This is a genomic window from Schlegelella aquatica (genome assembly GCF_026013905.1).
Taxonomy (GTDB): Bacteria; Pseudomonadota; Gammaproteobacteria; order Burkholderiales; family Burkholderiaceae_C; genus Caldimonas; species Caldimonas aquatica.
The window spans coordinates 277,873-295,760 of sequence record NZ_CP110257.1 but is presented as its reverse complement, the minus strand read 5'-3'; the positions used below and the strand labels follow the sequence as shown (position 1 = coordinate 295,760).

At 70.5% G+C, this 17,888-nt stretch carries 19 protein-coding genes; 10 read left to right on the top strand and 9 right to left on the bottom strand.

The window, feature by feature from the left end; genetic code table 11:
* A complete protein-coding gene (locus OMP39_RS01325; protein ID WP_264893024.1) occupies nucleotides 1-774 on the top strand; it encodes an SDR family NAD(P)-dependent oxidoreductase in 774 nt (257 codons plus the stop codon).
* 66 nt (nucleotides 775-840) lie between these two features.
* The gene (locus OMP39_RS01320; protein ID WP_264893023.1) at nucleotides 841-1,311 is read left to right on the top strand and encodes a nuclear transport factor 2 family protein; all 471 of its coding nucleotides are present in this window, start codon (nucleotides 841-843) and stop codon (nucleotides 1,309-1,311) included.
* Between the two features lie 87 nt (nucleotides 1,312-1,398).
* Here the strand turns inward: OMP39_RS01320 and corA are convergent, their stop codons facing one another.
* Nucleotides 1,399-2,361: a magnesium/cobalt transporter CorA gene (corA, locus tag OMP39_RS01315; protein ID WP_264893022.1), complete on the bottom strand. Its 963-nt coding sequence runs from the start codon at nucleotides 2,359-2,361 to the stop codon at nucleotides 1,399-1,401.
* Nucleotides 2,362-2,674: 313 nt separating this feature from the next.
* Between corA and OMP39_RS01310 the strand changes: the two genes are divergently transcribed.
* The 3 genes from OMP39_RS01310 (at nucleotide 2,675) to OMP39_RS01300 (ending at nucleotide 5,752) form a co-directional block, all read left to right on the top strand.
* Nucleotides 2,675-4,486: an aminopeptidase P family protein gene (locus OMP39_RS01310; protein WP_264894605.1), complete on the top strand. Its 1,812-nt coding sequence runs from the start codon at nucleotides 2,675-2,677 to the stop codon at nucleotides 4,484-4,486.
* A 159-nt stretch (nucleotides 4,487-4,645) separates the two neighbouring features.
* Nucleotides 4,646-4,900 (top strand): hypothetical protein, encoded by a 255-nt coding sequence (locus OMP39_RS01305; RefSeq protein ID WP_264893021.1) that lies wholly within the window; start codon nucleotides 4,646-4,648, stop codon nucleotides 4,898-4,900.
* Between the two features lie 129 nt (nucleotides 4,901-5,029).
* Nucleotides 5,030-5,752: a FliA/WhiG family RNA polymerase sigma factor gene (locus tag OMP39_RS01300; protein WP_264893020.1), complete on the top strand. Its 723-nt coding sequence runs from the start codon at nucleotides 5,030-5,032 to the stop codon at nucleotides 5,750-5,752.
* Here OMP39_RS01300 and OMP39_RS01295 read toward each other — a convergent pair.
* The 8 genes from OMP39_RS01295 to serA all read right to left on the bottom strand — a co-directional run bounded on the left by OMP39_RS01295 (nucleotide 5,727) and on the right by serA (nucleotide 13,698).
* Nucleotides 5,727-7,610, bottom strand: a complete 1,884-nt coding sequence (locus OMP39_RS01295) for a putative bifunctional diguanylate cyclase/phosphodiesterase (protein ID WP_264893019.1) — start codon at nucleotides 7,608-7,610, stop codon at nucleotides 5,727-5,729. The two genes, OMP39_RS01300 and OMP39_RS01295, sit on opposite strands and share 26 nt — an antisense overlap.
* 10 nt (nucleotides 7,611-7,620) lie before the next feature.
* Complete coding sequence (locus OMP39_RS01290; RefSeq protein ID WP_264893018.1) at nucleotides 7,621-8,121, bottom strand: YfiR family protein; 501 nt, start codon at nucleotides 8,119-8,121, stop codon at nucleotides 7,621-7,623.
* Between the two features lie 19 nt (nucleotides 8,122-8,140).
* Complete coding sequence (locus OMP39_RS01285; RefSeq protein ID WP_264893017.1) at nucleotides 8,141-10,147, bottom strand: TonB-dependent receptor plug domain-containing protein; 2,007 nt, start codon at nucleotides 10,145-10,147, stop codon at nucleotides 8,141-8,143.
* Between the two features lie 121 nt (nucleotides 10,148-10,268).
* Complete coding sequence (locus OMP39_RS01280; protein ID WP_264893016.1) at nucleotides 10,269-10,733, bottom strand: host attachment protein; 465 nt, start codon at nucleotides 10,731-10,733, stop codon at nucleotides 10,269-10,271.
* 133 nt (nucleotides 10,734-10,866) lie between these two features.
* A complete protein-coding gene (locus tag OMP39_RS01275; protein ID WP_264893015.1) occupies nucleotides 10,867-11,325 on the bottom strand; it encodes a signal peptide prediction in 459 nt (152 codons plus the stop codon).
* Nucleotides 11,322-11,540: a hypothetical protein gene (locus OMP39_RS01270; RefSeq protein WP_264893014.1), complete on the bottom strand. Its 219-nt coding sequence runs from the start codon at nucleotides 11,538-11,540 to the stop codon at nucleotides 11,322-11,324. Before OMP39_RS01270 ends, OMP39_RS01275 begins: the two co-directional genes overlap by 4 nt.
* Before the next feature lie 200 nt (nucleotides 11,541-11,740).
* Nucleotides 11,741-12,484 carry a phosphatase PAP2 family protein gene (locus tag OMP39_RS01265; protein WP_264893013.1) on the bottom strand — a complete coding sequence of 248 codons (744 nt, stop codon included), beginning with the start codon at nucleotides 12,482-12,484 and terminating at the stop codon, nucleotides 11,741-11,743.
* Nucleotides 12,466-13,698, bottom strand: coding sequence for a phosphoglycerate dehydrogenase (gene serA / locus OMP39_RS01260; protein WP_264893012.1), 1,233 nt, complete (start codon nucleotides 13,696-13,698; stop codon nucleotides 12,466-12,468). Before serA ends, OMP39_RS01265 begins: the two co-directional genes overlap by 19 nt.
* 300 nt (nucleotides 13,699-13,998) lie before the next feature.
* Here serA and OMP39_RS01255 point away from each other — a divergent pair, with 300 nt between their 5' ends.
* From OMP39_RS01255 to hpf, 5 genes are all read left to right on the top strand, one after another.
* Nucleotides 13,999-14,775, top strand: coding sequence for an MlaE family ABC transporter permease (locus tag OMP39_RS01255; protein ID WP_264893011.1), 777 nt, complete (start codon nucleotides 13,999-14,001; stop codon nucleotides 14,773-14,775).
* Between the two features lies 1 nt (nucleotide 14,776).
* Nucleotides 14,777-15,589 carry an ABC transporter ATP-binding protein gene (locus OMP39_RS01250; protein WP_264893010.1) on the top strand — a complete coding sequence of 271 codons (813 nt, stop codon included), beginning with the start codon at nucleotides 14,777-14,779 and terminating at the stop codon, nucleotides 15,587-15,589.
* A complete protein-coding gene (locus OMP39_RS01245; protein WP_264893009.1) occupies nucleotides 15,586-16,548 on the top strand; it encodes an MlaD family protein in 963 nt (320 codons plus the stop codon). The genes OMP39_RS01250 and OMP39_RS01245 overlap by 4 nt, the downstream gene beginning before the upstream one ends.
* 83 nt (nucleotides 16,549-16,631) lie before the next feature.
* Nucleotides 16,632-17,255 carry a PqiC family protein gene (locus OMP39_RS01240; protein WP_264893008.1) on the top strand — a complete coding sequence of 208 codons (624 nt, stop codon included), beginning with the start codon at nucleotides 16,632-16,634 and terminating at the stop codon, nucleotides 17,253-17,255.
* Nucleotides 17,256-17,462: 207 nt separating this feature from the next.
* A complete protein-coding gene (gene hpf, locus OMP39_RS01235) occupies nucleotides 17,463-17,813 on the top strand; it encodes a ribosome hibernation-promoting factor, HPF/YfiA family (protein WP_264893007.1) in 351 nt (116 codons plus the stop codon).
* Nucleotides 17,814-17,888 lie beyond the last annotated feature (75 nt).

The window sequence follows — 17,888 nt, the reverse complement described above, 5'->3', positions numbered from 1 at the left end:
GTGCCGCTCAATCCTCGCCTGGACGACTGGCCCGGCCGCGTCGTGTGGATCGTCGGCGCCTCCAGCGGCATCGGCCGCGCCACGGCCGAGCGGCTGCACGCGGCCGGCGCGCGCGTGGTCGTCTCGGCCCGCAACGCGGCGGCGCTGGACGACTTTCAGGCCGCGCACCCGGGCAGCCAGGCCTTGCCGTTGGATGTCGGCGAGGTGCAGGCCCTGCGCGCAGCGGCCGAACGCATCGTGCGCGAGTGCGGCCGGCTGGATCTGGTGATGTACTGCGCGGGGCACTACCGGCCGATGCGCGCGGAGCTGTTCGACCTGCCCGAGGCGCTCGCCCAACAGCGCATCAACTACGTGGGCGCGCTGCATCTGCTCGATGCGGTGCTGCCGGTGCTGCTGGGCCAGGGGCACGGGCACCTGAGCCTGGTGGCCAGCGTGGCCGGCTACCGCGGGCTGCCGCAGGCGCTGGCGTACGGGCCGACCAAGGCGGCGTTGATCAACCTGGCCGAAGTGCTGTACCTGGACCTGCATCCGCGCGGCATCGGCGTGTCGGTGGTGAACCCCGGCTTCGTGCGCACGCCGCTGACCGTGCACAACGACTTCCACATGCCCGCGCTGCTCACGCCCGCCGAGGCCGCCGAGGCCATCGTGCAGGGTTGGGCGCGCGGACGCTTCGAGATTCATTTTCCGCGCCGCTTCACACTCTGGCTCAAGGCACTGCGTGCGGTGCACGACCGGCTGTACTTCGCCGCCGTGAAACGCACGACGGGCCTGTGACGACCCACCGCCTCGCTGCGCGCCCCGACCGCCCCGCCCGCACACCTGCTACGCTCGCGCCCCATCATGCAAGCCGACCGTCCTGCCGCCGCACCGGCCCCGCCGCCCGACCGCGCCGCGCCGGTGGAACGCCTCGTGCGCTTCTTCGAGTCCATGACCGAAGCCGATCTCGAGCGGCTGGACGAGATCTACCACCCCCGCTGCCGCTTCAAGGACCCGTTTCAGGAGGTGCAGGGCCTGGAGGCGGTGCGCGGCGTCTACGCCCACATGTACCGATCGCTCGTCGCCCCCCGTTTCGTCGTCCACCACCGCATCGTGCAAGGCCGCGATTGCATGCTGCTGTGGGACTTCCTGTTCGCCTTTCGCCGCAGCCCCTCGCAGCCGCAGCGCGTGCGCGGGTGCTCCCACTTGGTCCTCGACGACGAGGGACGCATCGCCGAACACCGCGACTACTGGGACGCCGCCGAGGAGCTCTACGAGAAGTTGCCGGTGCTCGGCAGCCTCATGCGCTGGCTCAAGAAGCAGGTGCGCGCATGAGCATCGTGGCCGTGCCCGCCGGGCAGGCTCTGCCGCTCGTCACCCCATCGCCCGCGCGGGCCGAGGCCTTGCACGGCGGGCGCGGCCCTACCTCAACCACCCCTTGCGGCGGAAGTACCAGAACGGGGCCACCACCGAGGCGATCATGAGGCCGATCGAGAACGGGTAGCCCCACTCCCATTGCAGCTCGGGCATCCGAGCGAAGTTCATGCCGTAGATGCTGGCGATGAGCGTCGGCGGCAGCAGCGCGACGCTGGCCACCGAGAAGATGCGGATGATCTTGTTCTGGTTGATGTTGATGAAGCCGACCGTCGCGTCCATCAGGAAGTTGATCTTGTCGAACAGGAACGCCGTGTGCGAGTCGAGCGAGTCGATGTCGCGCAGGATCTGGCGCGCCTCTTCGAACTGCTCGGCATTGAGCAGGCGGCTGCGCATCAGGAAGCTGACCGCACGGCGAGTGTCCATCACATTGCGACGGATGCGGCCGTTCAGGTCCTCCTCGCGCGCGATCGCGGCCAGCGCCTCGCCGGCGTCGCGGTCGTTGAGCTCTTCCTGGAGCACGCGGCGGCTCACCTCCTCCAGCGCGTCGTAGATGCCCTCGAGCGAATCGGCCGAGTACTCGGCGTCGGCATCGTAGAGCTTGAGCAGCACGTCCTTGGCGTCCTCGATCAGCCCGGGCATGCGGCGCGCGCGCAGGCGCAGCAGACGGAACACCGGCACGTCCTCGTTGTGGATCGAGAACAGCACGTTGTTGTGCAGGATGAACGCGGCGCGCACGTTGCGCGAGGTGTCGTCGTCCTCGATGAGGAAGTCGGAACGGATGTGGAGCTCGCCGTTGTCTTCCTCGTAGAAGCGGGCGGACTCCTCCAGGTCATCGCCGACGACGTCCTCGGGGATCGCGATGCCGAAGCGGCCCTGGATCCAGCCCTTCTCCTCGGGCGTGGGCGCTTCCAGGTCGACCCACACGGGCTGCACGCGCGCCAGCGCCTCGGGGCGATCGATCTCTTCCTGGTAGAGCCGGCCGTTGACCAGCGAAAAGACGTTGAGCATGCAATCTCCAACCGGTGGGGCCCGGCGCACGAGGCAGCACGAGCCCAGGGCCGAGCGGGGCGCCCGGCGGGGCAAGGGCACCGTCTCGCCCCTGCCCACGCGGCGCCGCACGACGCGCCAGCCGGCTGGAGCGGACGGTCACCGAGGGTGACAACTGTCCAAGGAAGTCTCCGTGGTCTGGAAAACGAAAATTATCTCATCGCGCTCGTCCGAGGAGCAATCGTGGCGCAGGCGCGGCCGACGCATCCGCGGTAGGCTTGCCACATCGATCACGACTGCCACGGTGGCCGCGCAAGCCGCCTCGCCCACTTCGATGACGAATGCCGCCCTCGACTCGCCTGCACACGCCGTGCAAGAGCGCCTGGCCGCACTGCGCGACGCGATGCGCCGCCACGGCCTGGCCGCCTGGATGGTGCCTTCCTCCGACCCGCACTTGTCCGAATACCTGCCAAGCCGCTGGAAGACACGCGAGTGGCTGTCCGGCTTCACGGGGTCGGTCGGCACGTTGCTCGTCACGCACGACGCGGCCGGCCTGTGGGTGGACAGCCGCTACTGGACGCAGGCCGAAGCCCAGCTGGCCGGCACCGGCATCGCCCTGATGAAGACCACCTCCGGGGCGAGCCTGCAGCACCTCGAGTGGCTGGCCGAGCGCCTGCGCCCGGGCGAGACGGCCGGGGTCGACGGGCGCGTGCTGGCGCTGGCCGCGGCACGCCAGCTGCAAACTGCCGTCGAGGCACGGGGGTCACGGGTGCGCTTCGACCTCGACCTCGTCGAGGAGCTCTGGCCGGATCGGCCCGGGTTGCCCCTGGGCCCCGTGCACGAACACCGTGCGCCGCATGCGACCACGCCGCGCGCGGTGAAGCTCGCCCAGGTGCGCGAGCACATGCGCGCCGCTGGCGCCCGCTGGCATTGGTTGTCCACGCTGGACGACATCGCGTGGCTGTTCAACCTGCGCGGCAGCGACGTGCCGTACAACCCCGTCTTCCTCGCCCATGCCCTCGTCGGGCTGGAGGACGCGACGCTCTTCGTCGCGCCAGGCAAGCTCGGCGCCGAGTTGCGCTCGGCTCTGGCGTGCGACGGAGTGCGGGTGGCCGACTACGCCGAGGCGCTGCCCTGCCTGACCGCGCTCGACGGCGCGGTGCTCGTCGACCCGCGGCGGGTGACCTGGGCCGTGCAGCAGGCCCTGCCGGCCGGCGTGCGGCGGGTGGAGGCCACGAACCCCTCGACGCTCATCAAGTCGCGCAAGACGCCGGCCGAGGCCGAGTGGGTGCGCCACACGATGGAGCGCGACGGGGCGGCGCTGGCCGAGTTCTTCGCGTGGTTCGAGCAGGCCCTGGGGCGAGAGCGGGTCACCGAACTCACGATCGACGAGCGCCTCACCGCCGCGCGCGCTCGCCATGCCGAGTTCGTCTGCCCGAGCTTCGCCACCATCGCAGGCTTCAATGCCAACGGGGCGATGCCCCACTACCGCGCCACCCCGCAGTCGCACGCCCTCATCGAGGGCCGCGGTCTGCTGCTGATCGACTCCGGGGGGCAGTACCTGGGCGGCACGACGGACGTCACCCGTGTGGTTGCGGTGGGCGAACCGACCGCCGAGCACAAGCGCGACTTCACGCTGGTGCTCAAGGCGCTGATTGCGATGTCGCGCGCGCGCTTTCCGCGGGGCATCCGCTCACCCTTGCTGGACGCGATCGCGCGCGCCCCGCTGTGGGCCGAGGGGCTGGACTACGGCCACGGGACGGGCCATGGCGTGGGCTACTTCCTCAATGTGCACGAGGGCCCGCAGGTGCTGTCCTTCCATGCCGCGCCGGAGCCGCACACGGCCATGGAGCCGGGCATGATCACCTCCATCGAGCCGGGCCTGTACCGCCCGGGGCGCTGGGGAGTGCGCCTCGAGAACCTGGCCCTCAATCAGCCGGTGCCCGAGACGGAGTTCGGCCAATGGCTGGCGTTCGAGACGCTGACGCTGTGCCCCATCGACACGCGCTGCGTCGAGCGCTCCCTGCTGCGCGACGACGAAGTGGCCTGGTTGAACGCCTATCACGCCGAAGTGCTGAGGCGCCTGGCGCCCCACGTCCAGGGCGAGGCGCGAGCCTGGTTGGAGACGAGGACGCGCCCGTTGTAGAGGCGCCCCGCTGCCCGCCCCACTCGCCAGTGGGCCTGCGCGGCACCCCGTCTGTGACGCCGTGCACGCCGCGCGGCGTCGCGGCGGGGGGTGCAGCAGGATGTCGGAAAATTTCGGACATCACGACCAGAACCCCGCCACTGGGGCATCCACGCGTCCATGAATAAAGTTCCCGACATGCTCGACACCGATCCAGGAGTGACCGCCATGCAGCCGCTCGATCATGCGACCAACCCGTTCGCGCTGATGACCGATCCCGAGGCCGTGCTGCGCGCCGTGCAGCACTCCGACCGGCTCGCCCGCCTGCAAAGCCGCGTGTACCGCCCGCTGGATCGGGCACCGTTGGACCAGAGCCTGCGCGACCTGGCCGAACCCGACGCCTCGCCGACGCAGTTCGACACGCTGCACGGCTGATCCCCGAGCACCGGGCCGCCCGACTCACCGCTCGGTCGGCCCTCTCGGCCCGGTCCGCCTTTCCTCCTCACCCGTTCCCTGCCCAGCGCCTTGCAGGCGCGACGGCCTCGCTTTGCCTGGATGAACCCGATGACGTCCCGCCCCGCTCCCCCTATCGCTTCGGTCGAGGCGGCCGTGCACCGCTACCTGCCGCACGTCAAGCGGCTCGCACAGAAACTCCACGCGCGCCTGCCGGCCAGCGTCGAGCTGGACGACCTGGTGCAAGCGGGGCTCATCGGTCTGGCCGAAGCGGCGGCGCGCAGCGACACCTGCGAAGGCCCTCAGTTCGAGGCCTTCGTCAGCCAGCGCGTGCGCGGCGCGATGCTCGACGAGCTGCGGGCCTCGGACTCCGCCAGCCGCGAGGTGCGGCGCCAGCAGCGCCAGGCGCACGCCGCGGTGCACCGCCTGGAGCACCGCCTGGGCCGGCGGCCGCGCATCTCGGAGGTGGCCGAGGAACTGGGTCTGGACCTGCCGCGCTACCACGCCCTGGAAGCCCAATGGCATCAGCACCAGACCACGTCGTTCTCAGAACTCGAGTCGGACGACGACGAAGGCAAGACGGTGTTGGACCGGCTGGGCAGCGACGAGGAAGCCGACCCGCTGAACCGGATCGCCGAGCAGCGCCGCCGTGAGGCGCTGGTGAGTGCGATCGCCTCGTTGCCGGAGCGCGAGCGCCGCGCGTTGTCGCTCTATTACGAGCAGGGCCTGGGCCTCAAGGAGGTGGGCGCGGTGCTCGGCGTGACCGATTCGCGTGTGTCGCATCTGCACGCACAGGCCTTCCGGCGACTCAAGCTGAAGCTGCAGGGCTGGTGAGGGCCCCCGGCGCGCCTTGCTCACCGCCGACGCGGCGATGCTCCTGCAGCAGGCGAGCCATCGCCTCGCACGGCATCGGCCGCGCGAGCAGATAGCCCTGCAGCAGGTCGCAGCCGAGGGTGCGCAGCTTCTCGCGCTCGGCCTCCTGCTCCACCCCCTCGGCCACCACACGCATGTGCAGCGCGTGCGCCACGTCGATGATCGAGCGCACCAGGAGCGCCGCGACCCGCGACTGGCAGATGTCGCGCACGAAGGACTTGTCGATCTTGAGCTTGCCGCAGCGCAGCCGACGAAGGTAGCTCAGCGAGCTGTAGCCGGTGCCGAAGTCGTCGATCGCCAGTGCATAGCCGCGCGCACGCAGGGCCTCGAGCACGGAGTCCGGGCTGCCGATGTCCTCGAACACCGCCGTCTCGGTCAGCTCGAACTCCACGCGATCGGGCGTGAGCCCCAGTTCGTCCAGCGCCTCGAGGAAGCGGCGCCGCTGCGACTCGCGCCGGAACTGCGTGGACGCCAGGTTGAGCGCCACCCGCGGCGGTCGCAGGCCGGCAGCCTCCCATGCCCGCAGGTCCTCGCGCACGCACCGCAGCGCGGCCAGCCCGAGTTCGACGATGAGGCCGGTGCTCTCGGCCAGCGGGATGAACTCGATCGGCGGGACCATGCCCCGGTGCGGATGCTGCCAACGCATCAGCGCTTCCATGCCCGCGAGACGGCCCTGCATGTCGAACACCGGCTGGTAGTGCAGAAGGAACTGCCGGCCTTCCAGCCCGGCCCGCACATCCGCCTCCAGCGCCGCCCGGCGCCTGATCTCGGCACCCAGCTCGGCCGAGAAGAAGCGGAACCCGTCCTTGCCTTCTCGCTTGGCCAGGTACATCGCCGCGTCGGCACATTGCATCGCGTCCTCCGCGGTGCGTGCGTCGTCGGGCAGCAATGCGATGCCGACCGACACGCTCACGCGCAAGGTCTCGCCGTCGAAGTCGATCTGGCGGGGCACCCGCTCGATCACGTCGCGCGCCACACGGGCGGCCGCCTCGGAGGCATCGCCCGTCGTGCGCAGCAGCACCGCGAACTCGTCGCCGCCCAGGCGTGCGACGACGTCGTGCGGGCGCACCAGGGCGCGCAACCGCTCGCCCACCTCGCACAGCACCCGGTCTCCCCCCGTGTGTCCGGCCGTGTCGTTGATCTGCTTGAAGTTGTCCACGTCGATGAACATCAGCGCATACTGGGCGTGAACGGCGTTGGCCTGCTCGAGGGCGGCCTCGAGCGCATAGTGGAACGAGGCACGGTTCAACAGGCCCGTCAGCGCGTCGTGCAGCGCCAGGTAGCGGGTGCGCTCCTGCGCCGCGCGCACGCGCGCGCGCAGTCGACGCGAGGCGACCAGCGACAGGCCCAGCGCGATCGCGCTGATCCCGAGCCCGCCCATCAGGAACTTCGCGACGTCGGCCCAGACCACCGAGCGATCGGCGCGCAAGACCAGCGTGCCGACGACCTGCCCGCCCGCGCTCACCGGCGCACGCACCGTCTCCACGCCGGCGCGGTGTGCCCACCACGACCGCTCGCGTTCGCCACGCTCGTAGTACGCAAAGCCACTGCCATCGCCCCGAAGGAGCAGCGCGCTCGTCACGTGGGGTGACGCGACCAGGGCGTCCAGCACCTCCATGGCATCGCTCGGCGCATCGAACATCAGCGCTGCCGCCGTGTTCTGCGAGACGATGCGCGCCTGGGTCATGAGTTCGTCGTGAAAGCGACGATCCAGCCCGACGTACTGCAGCGCCGTGAGCACCATGATCGAGCCGACCATCGCGACGCTCGACAGCACCGTCTCGCGGTACAGGGCGAGCCATTCCAGCAGCTTCTTCATCGCGACTCCGTCACTCGTCCTTCACGTACCGCGCCAGACGCAGCAGCCTGGCGCTGAAGTCGATCCCGGCCTGCCGCGCCGCAACCAAGCCGATGTCGAAGCCCGGCGCGCCACCGTCGGCATGCAGGTTGACCATCACGCCCTTGTTCACCATGCCGAAGCGGTCGCTCACCAGCAGCACCGGCTGGCTCGGCGGGATCCGCGGCAGGCTCTCGCCGACATAGGCCACATGGCAGCCGTCCAGCCGAGCAGGACTCGCCGGCCGTATCCGCACGGACCGCGAGCCTACCTGACGCTGCGGCTGCTTCAGCAGGCTCGCACTCAGGGCGTCGTCCTCCAGCACGCACAGCTCCAAGGCCTGGGCGGGGTTCGCCCGGTCCTGGGGCCATTGCACGAACAACAGCACGCGCAGCAGCACTTCGGCCTTCAGGTCCGCTTCGCGCAGGGGCGCTTGCGCCCACCCGAGGCCCACCGCCCAGGCAGCCGCGCCGGCGCAGATCCACGTTCGCACGCAGCACCTCGGCATGCCTTTAGAACCTCGCCGTCCATTGCAGCTCGACCTGCCGGCCCGGCTGCGGCACGCGCGGGCCCACCAGCCAGTTCGGCGCCGGGTCCTCGTAGCGCACATCGCCCACGTTGCGCACGCGCAGCCGCAGCGATTGTGTCTGACCGACCGCCTTCTCCACGCTCGCATGCACCAAAGCGTGCCCGGGCAGCCGCTCTCCCGCGCGGTCCCGCCGCGCCCCCATCGCCAGCACCTCGACGCCGCCGTGCCATCCCGCTGCGAACGGCGCGAGCACGCCGGCCTTGAGCAACCAGCGCGGCGAGTTGCTCAGCCACTGCCCGCCGGAGCGCGCCTCCTGCCACGCCGCGCTGGCCCGCCAGCGCACATGGGCCGGTGTGACGCGCTGCCAGTACAGTTCGAGGCCCTCGGCGCGCGCCTGTCCCAGATTGCGGTACTGCGGCAGCACGCTCGGGTCCGACTCGTCCATCTCGATGAGGTCGTCCATTTCGTAGCGGTAGAGCGTCGCGGTCAGATGGCTGTCGGGACCGAGGTTCTGCTCCATCGCCAGTTCCACCGTGCGGATGCGTTCGGCCCTCAGGGCCGGGTTGGCCCGCTGCGAGGCGCCGTCGTCGTAGTAGCGCTCGTTCAGGTTGGGAGCACGGAAGGCGCGGCCCACGAGCAGCTTGAATGCGCGATCGGCCTGCGGCCGCCACACCACCGCCGCCCGCGGCGACCATTGCGGCCCCAGACCGTCCACCCGGTCCCAACGCACGCCCCCGGTCAGCAGCCAGTGCTCGGACAGGCGGTATTCGTCCTGCACGAACAGGCCGAGCCGGTGGCCGCGGCGGTGGTCGTCCAGATGGCTCGCGAAAGGATCGACATCGTAGTTGTGCTGTTGGGCCTTCAACACGCTGCGCAGATCCAGGCCGACCACCAGCGTGTGGTTGAGCCAGCCGCGCCACGTGCTGCGCAGCTCGGCATCCGCCCAGTCGCTGGTCACGCGGTCCACGTTGACCAGGGGCGGCTCGCCGGCGAAGACATAGCGCCCCGAGAAGGTGTAGCGACTGAAGGAGACCCGCCCCTGCGGATGCCACCGGCCCGTCGGACCGCCGTCCCAGGCCAGCGCCGCCAACGCGTAGTGGTCGTCCACGTAGGTGCCCGGGGTGCCGAAGGACACGCCGTAGGGCGCATTGGGCAGATGCTTGCGTCGCTGACTGCTGACCACGCTCCACCGCCAGGGGCCGGCGCGGTACTTGAGCAGCAGCGCCGACTGCCGGGTCGCGTCCAGCCCCGCGGCACGCCCTTGCGGGTGGGCCGGGCTGGCGTGCTCGGGCAGGTGCCAGGTCGCGCCTTCGGCATGGAGCGAGGTCCAGCCGATGAAGAAGTCGCCCGTCGCCCCCAGGGGGCGGCCGTAACTCGTCACGAGCCGGCGCAGCCCGTCGGAGCCGGCGCCCAGGCTGATGCGCGCTCCCGGCTCGTCGCGGCCCTCGATGGTGGTCACGTGCGCAGTGCCGAACAAGGCATTGCCGCCGTAAACCGAGGACGTCGGACCGGCGACGAACTCCACCCGCTTGATCCAGTCGGCCACCATCGGGAACTCCAGCCCGGGCAGCCCCTGGTCGTACACCGGGTCGTTGATGCGCTGACCATCCAGCAACATCAGCGTGCGGGTGTTGTAGTCGCCGGCGCGGTTGAAGCCGCGCAGGCCGAGCGTGTCGTAGGCCCGGTCGGAGGTCAGGTAGGCACTCGGCACGCTCTCCAGCGCCTCCCCCAGCGTGCGGTAGGCGTGACCGACGATCTGCTCGCGCGGCACCACCCACACCACCGCCGGCGCATCCAGGCTGCTCTGTGCATAACGGGAGGCCGAATGCACCTCCCGATTCATGAGTTGCCCGAGCTGGGAGAGGGCCACGTCCTCCGCGCTCTGGGCCAGGACAGGGGACGCCCAGGGGTGCAACACCGCAAGGAGCAGCGCGGACAGCGTCGCCCGGTGTGCCGGCCGGCACACGCGAGGAGGAGAAGGCGAGGGCATGGACGGACGAAGATCGGATGTCTGATCCGATCTATCGGCCGGCGCTCACCCGGACTTGAGCCCGCGGACGCGGCCCGCGCGGCCGTCATCCGTGAAACCTGTCACTCGCCTGTCTCGCCTGTCACTTGTCGTCGCCGAACATCCGCTGCGCGAGCTCGTGCGCGGGCAAGCCGCTCAGATCCTTGTCGGTTTCCTCGGCGATCGCGGCCGCCACTCGAGGGTCGAGCACTGCGCGCAGGCGACCGAGGAACTTGGGGGCGGCGGCCAGGTACAGGCGCGCGAAGCGCTGCTTGGCGCGCGCGTCGGCGAGCCAGCCCGCCACGCGCCGGGCGAAGAGCTCGGCCTCCTTCTCCAGAGGGTCGGTGCGCGGCGGCGCGGTGTGCCCCATCATCTGCTCCCCCTTGCCGAAGAAGCGCCCTTGAGCATCGCGACGCAGATCGGCCTCGTCCGCATGGGCGCTGGCCCACGTGAGCGACTCCACCTCGGCCAGTTCGGTGCGGGGCCGGCCGTCGATGCCCTGCGTCTGCCTCACCTCGTACACGTTGGCACGGCCCTCGTCGGCCACCAGGACCCATGTCGCATCCATCGGCTCTCTCCTTGCACAGCGGGCGGGGCCGGCGGCCCCGGACACCGGCGGATCGGCAAAGACGGTGCCAGGTGCACCGCCTCCCCTGCGGGCCGACGCCCCGGCGCTGCGGCCGGGCGCGACGAACGCGACGCTACTCGTCGCGCCGGGCCGCGATCTCGAACGGGTTGTCCAGGTAGGGATGGCGCCCGCGGCACCACGCCCAGGCAGACGCGAGCAGGTACAGCGGCACGAACAACGGGCCCCAGCGCTCGTACTGGCGCACGTGCACGCGCTCGTGCCGGCGCAGCCGGGCCAGCGCCGCGCGATCCACACCGATCACCACGTGCCCCAGCGTCAAGGCGGCGAAGGGGCATCGGCGCCCCGGCCGAAAGCGACGGACCGAGACCTCCAGCGCGCCCTGCGTCCAGCGCAGATGACCGCCCGCCGCGCGCATCAGCAGCGCGACGACGAGCCCCAGGAAGGTCCAGGGCGAGGCCCAGAAAAAGGCCCAGGCACGGGCCAGAAGAAAGGCCGCGCGGGCCGCCCCTCGCCGTCGCAGGCCACGACCTGCACCTGGACCGGAGGGCCCTCGCGGCCGACGGGCGATCACTCGCCCAGCATCTCCGCCAACTCCTTGCAGGAGGGCTTGCACACCATTTCGGTCTTGCCCAGCAGCTTCTTGGACTGCAACTGGTCGGGCGTGCGGTGCTTGCCGCACTTGAAGCAGGAACGGGTGTTCGCCTTGCTCGCGAACGGGGAGCCCACCGCCTTGGAGCGGTAGCGCAGGCCATCCTCTGCGATGCGGGTGGTGACGACTTTGGACATGAAGGAGGTGCCTCCAGAAAACCCGGAAACTTGGGGGCGAAGGCGCAATTTTCCTAGGTTTCGAGTTCCCGGGCGAGGGGCCGGTGCAATATCCCGCCAAAGGGGGTGCCCACCGGCCGCCTTCCGGCGGGCTTGCGGCCGTCGTGCGTCGGGCCCACGCACCGCGCGGCCCGGCCGCGCCTTGGCGCCGGGCAGGCGCGTCAAGGCAGGCGCTGGCCGGCGCGCCAGCGCAGCACCGTCGACACGAGCAGGCACAGCAGCGCCCAGGCCGCCCCCAGCGCCCAGCCGGCCAGGACATCGGTCGGCCAATGCACACCCAGGTACACCCGGCTCACGCCCACCAGCCCGGTGAGCAGCACGGCGACGGCCAGGATGTAGGCCGCCATGCGCCGGCGCGGCTGCAAACCCGCCAGCAGCGCGCCGAGCGTGAGGTACACCACCGCCGACATCGTCGCGTGGCCGCTCGGGAAGCTGAGCGTGAGCACCGGCACACCGTGGGGCACCAGGTCCGGACGCGGGCGCTCGATCCACAGCTTGAGCACCTGGCTCGCGACCAGCCCCCCGCCGACCGAGGCGGCGACCAGCAGCCCCGACCCCCACTTGCCCGCGAGCAGCAGGTAGCCCAACGCCGCGCAGCCCACCAGCGCAAGCACCGCGGTGCTGCCCAGCGCCGTGATGTCGCGCATCATGAGCTCCACCCACCAGGGGCCCAGCGGGTCCGAAAGGTCGGCGGGGTCGCGCAGCGCCAGCAGCAGCGCGCGGTCCAGCGCGAGCGTCTCGCCTTCGACGACCTCCCCGGCCAGCTCCAGGAACACCCAGGCCGCCAGCGAGACGGCCGCGAGCAGACCCAGCGGCACGAGCAGCCCGCGCTCGCGCAAGAGCGCCCAGCCGAACGCGAGCCCCCTGAGTGCGCAGCCTCCCGGCCTCAGTAGAGGATGCGACACCGGATCGTCCCCTCGACCGCGCACAGCTCGGACAACGCGATCTGGCTGGCCGAAGCGTCCACGTCCACCACCACGTAGCCCACGTCCTCGCGCGTCTGCAGATACTGCGCCGCGATGTTGATGCCCGCGGCCGACAGGCGTTCGTTGACGTGCGCCATCACCCCCGGCACGTTGTGATGGATGTGCAGCAGCCGGCACTTGCCGGTGTGCTCCGGCAGCGACACCTCGGGGAAGTTCACCGCGCTCACCGTCGAGCCGTTGTTGCTGTAGCGCACGAGCTTGGTCGCCACCTCCCGGCCGATGTTCTCCTGCGCCTCGGACGTCGATCCGCCGATGTGCGGCGTGAGGATCACGTTCTCGAAGCGCGTGAGCGGCGACTCGAACCGGCTGTCGTTGCCCTGCGGCTCGACGGGGAACACGTCGATGGCCGCGCCGAGGACGTGCTTGCGCTCCAGCGCATCGACCAGCGCGTCGATGTCCACGACCGTCCCGCGCGACGCATTGATGAGGTGGCTGCCCGGCTTCATCTGCGCGAGCTGCTCGGCGCCGATCATGTTGCGCGTGGCCGGCGTCTCCGGCACGTGCAGGCTCACGACGTCCGACTGGGCCAGGAGCTCGGGCAGCGTGGCCACCTGACGCGCGTTGCCCAGTGGCAGCTTGGCCTCGATGTCGTAGAAGACCACCCGCATGCCGAGCTGCTCGGCCAGCACCCCGATCTGCGTGCCGATGTGCCCGTAGCCGATGATGCCCAGCGTCTTGCCGCGCACTTCGTAGGAGTTGGCCGCGCTCTTGACCCAGCCGCCCCGGTGCAGGATGGCGTTCTTCTCGGGGATGCCGCGCATCAGCATGATGATCTCCGCCAGCACCAGTTCGGCGACGCTGCGCGTGTTCGAGAACGGCGCGTTGAAGACCGGGATCCCGCGCCGGGCGGCCGCCTTCAGGTCGATCTGGTTCGTGCCGATGCAAAAGGCGCCGACGGCCGTGAGCTTGGGCGCCCGTGCCAGCACCGACTCGGTCAGGTGCGTGCGGGAACGGATGCCCACGAAGTGCGCGTCGGCGATCGCATCGACCAACTCGGCGCCGGCCAGCGCCTTGGGGTGCGTCTGCACGTTCGTGTAGCCGTCGCGCTCGAGCACGTCGAGGGCGGACGGGTGGATGCCTTCGAGCAGCACGAACTTGAGCTTGTCTTTCTGTACCGACAATCGTTGGGTCATCTCTCGCTCCAGGGTTCAGCCTGCTGGGGTCCAGGCACAGAGTGTGCCTTGCCGCGGGTGCCCCTGCCGCCGCCCGCGATTTGGGCGGCTGCACGAAACCCGCCACAATCGGGGGCCTCTCGTCATGCCACGGATGCCCGATGCGTCGTCACCCTTCAGGCCGCGATCCCGGCGCGAGCGCCGCGGTCCGCGCCATGGTGCGCCGGTGGCGATGGCGGGCGCACGCAGAGCAACGGCCCCCGGAAGGGGCGCCGCCCGGCCGGGGCGCCCCGGCACGTGTCGATTGAGCCGGCCCAGACGATGCGCGTGCACCCCCTGCTGACCGCCGTGATCCCGATGCGCCCGGTCGCCTTTCTCGGCCACGTGCTGCTGGCCGCGGCAGCCGGGCTGCGCCGGGGATGGCGGTTCCGCACGAAGGACCTGGGGCGCGCCACGGCCGATGCGAGCGCACGCGCGCTGCCCATCGTGACGATCGTCAACGTGCTGGTGGGCGCGATCCTCGCTTTCGTCGGCGCGGTCCAGCTGGTCAAGTTCGGTGCCGGGATCTTCGTGGCCGATCTGGTCGGCATCGCCGTCGCCCGCGAGATGGCGGCCGTCATCACGGCGGTCGTGATGGCGGGCCGCACGGGTGCGGCGTTTGCTGCGGAGCTCGCCACGATGCAGGCCAACGAGGAGATCGACGCGCTCGAGGTGCTGGGGCTGCATGCGGTGGACTTCCTCGTGCTGCCCCGCATGATCGCGCTGATCCTGATGATGCCCCTGCTGTACGTGTATGCGTGCACCACTGGCCTGCTGGGCGGCTTCCTGGTCGGCGCCGGCATGCTCGACCTGGCGCCGGCCGCCTACTTCGAGCGCACGGTGCGCGCGCTCGACTGGGAGCATCTGGCCCTGGGCTTCAGCAAGTCGATCACCTTCGGGGCCCTGGTCGGGCTGACCGGGTGCTACTACGGCCTGCATGCGGCGCGCCACGCGGCAGGCGTCGGAGCGGCGACCACGCAGTCGGTGGTCGTGGCCATCGTCGGCATCATCGCGGTCGATGCCGTCTTCGCCGTGTGCGCCAATGCGCTGGGAGTCTGAGGTGAGCCCTCGCAGTGCAGGTGATCCCCCGACCGGCGAGCGGCCGCTGCTCGAAGTGCGGAACCTCGAGATGCGTTTCGGGGCGCGGCTGATCCAGCGCGACGTCTCGTTTCGCGTGGAGCCCGGCACCGTCTTCGCCATCATGGGCGGCAGCGGCTGCGGCAAGAGCACGCTGCTCAAGCATCTCATCGGACTGCTCGCCCCGGCCTCGGGGCACATCGTCTATCGCGGGCAGGACTACTGGGCCTGCGACGAGCGGGGCCGCGCGCGCCTGAGGGCCGGCTTCGGCGTGCTGTTCCAAAGTGCCGCGCTGTGGTCGTCGATGACGCTGCTCGAGAACGTGCTGCTGCCGCTGGAGCAGCAAACCGACTGGCCGGCCGAGCGCCGCGAAGCCCGCGCGCGCGAGGTGCTGTCCTGGGTGGGCCTCGAAGCCTTCGCCGACTTCCGCCCCGCCGACCTGAGCGGGGGCATGAAGAAGCGCGCCGGCCTCGCCCGCGCCATCGTCGCCGAGCCCCCCCTCCTGTTCCTCGACGAGCCCTCGGCGGGGCTCGACCCGATCAGCTCGCGCCGGCTGGACGACCTCATCCTCGACGTGCGAGAACGCACCGGCGCGGCCGTGGTCTTGGTGAGCCACGAGTTGCCCAGCCTCATGGCCATCGCCGACGACGGCATCTTCCTCGATGCAGACAGCCGCCGGCCGATCGCCCATGGCAGCCCGCGCCGCCTGCGCGACGAGGCGACCCATCCCACCGTGCGCGCCTTCTTGCGGCGCGAAGAACCGCTGCCGGCCGACATGACGCTCCCCGCTCCATGAAACGCAACGCCTTGCTCGTCGGAACCTTCGTGATCGGCGCCCTCGCGCTGGTGGTCTTCGCCATCGTCTCGCTGGGCGGAGGCGACCCCTTCCAGCAGCGGCTGCGCGCGGTGATCTACTTCCACGGCAGCGTCAGTGGCCTGTACGTCGGAGCGCCGGTCACGTTCCGCGGTGTGCCGGTCGGTCAGGTCGAATCGATCGGCGTCGAGTTCGAACAAGGCTCGCTCGACCCCCGGATCCCGGTGCGCGTGCGCCTGCAGAGCGATGCCATCCGCGTCGCAGAACCCGGCCGCGACCGCTCGCTGGCGCTGCCCGAGCTGATCCGGCGAGGCCTGCGCGCGCGGCTCGTCGCGCAAAGCTTCGTCACGGGACAGAAGTTCATCGACCTGGACTTCTTGCCCGACCAGCCCGCGCGCATGATCGGCCGCGGGCGCGAGCCGGAGATCCCCGCCGTCGCGGACCGGTTCGGCGCGTTGATCGAGCAGGTGGCGGAGTTGCCCTTGCGTGAAACCGTGGCCGACCTGCGCAACACGTTGCAGGCCTTGCAGACCACGCTCGCCACCGCCGAGCGCACGCTGCAATCCTCCTCGGGCGAGATCGCCGCGACCGCGCAGGAGACCCGGCGCATGCTCGTCCAGGCGGGCCGCACCCTGCAGGAGCTCCAGGCGAGCGCCCAGGCCACCCTCGGCTCCGTGACCCGCCTGGCCGACAGCACCCGCGAGACGGTGCAAGACGCACGCCCGGAGCTGCAGCAGGGGCTGCGCAGTGCGCGCGAGGCCGCCGAGGCGGCGCGCGTGGCGATGACGCGGGTGCAGGAACTCACGGCCACCGGCACCCCCTTGCGCGCCGACCTCGACGCCGCGGTGCGCGACCTCTCGCAAGCCGCACGGGGCCTGCGCGAATGGAGCGAGCTGCTGCAAGAACAACCCAATGCCGTCATCTTCGGGAGCGACCGTTGAGGCCCTTCTTGATGCCCTTCCTTGCGCCCTGGCCCGGCCTTTCCCGCGGGCGGGCCGCCGAGCCCCGTGCCGTGCCGACTCCGATGCACGCCTCCGCTGCACGTGCTCGCCGGGCGATGCAGGCCACCTTGTGCGCGGCCTTGCTGCTCACGGGCTGCGCCGGGCCCGAGCCGCGCGCCACGCTCATCACCTTGCCAAGCCTCGCCGGCACCGCCGCCTCGCCCGCGGCCGAGGTGGCCTCGGCCCCCGCCCGCTGGCTCGCGGTGCGTCGCGTCCAACTGCCCGAGTATCTGCAGGCGCGCCGCGTGCGCTTTCGCGCCGATGCGAGCACCGTGGGCGAATGGCCTCACGCCTTCTGGGCCGAACGGCTGGAAGTGGCGGTGAGCCGCGAATTCACGGCCGCGCTCGCCCAGCGTCTCGGTGCGTGGCAGGTGTGCGAAGGCACGTGCGCGAGCGCGCCACCACACATGGTTCTGCTGGTGGAGTTCTCGACGCTCGACTTCCGGCGCGATCGCGGCCGGCTCACGGGATCGGCGCGCCTGCTCGCCACCACCGGCGATGCGCAGGCCCGCGTGCTGCTCGCCTGGCAGGAAGCCATCGATGAGCCGGCCCCTCGCGAAGGGCCGCAAGGTCAGGCCGAGGCGCTCGGCGCCGCCTTGCAGCGCCTGGCCGACGCTGCCGCCAGGCGGCTCGCGTCGCTTCCTTGAGACCGAGCCCGCTTGCGCGGCGCTGGGCTCAACCCGGCATCTTCGCCGAAAAAGCCCCCCGTGTTGAGGACTCACAAACACCATTCGGGTATTGCCTGAAGATGCTTGTCACAAATCCGTACCACCGGCACACTGGATCGACACATGGCGACAGCCGCTCTGCTTCGTATCGGCCCGTTTCCTCAACCCCTCTGGAAAGGAGGACTTATGAACCTGACGATCAGCGGACACCACCTGGAAGTCACGCCCGCGCTCCGAGACTACGTGCTTGCCAAGCTGGATCGGGTCACCCGGCATTTCGACCAAGTGGTGGATATCAATGTCCTGCTGACAGTGGAGAAGTTGAAGGAGAAGGATCGTCGTCAGAAGGCAGAGGTGACCCTGCACGTGAAGGGCAAGGATCTCTTCTGCGAGACATCGCACGAAGACCTGTACGCAGCCATCGACGAGCTCGTCGACAAGCTCGACCGCCAGGTCATCAAACACAAGGGTCGGGTCCAAGACCATCACCATGAATCGCCCAAGCGCATGAACGGGGCCGTCAGCGGCAGCGCGTGAATCCCGTCACCGCCGGCGCAGTCCCCGGCACATCCCATCGAGCGGCCTGCGGCCGCTTTTTGCATTTCCGTGACA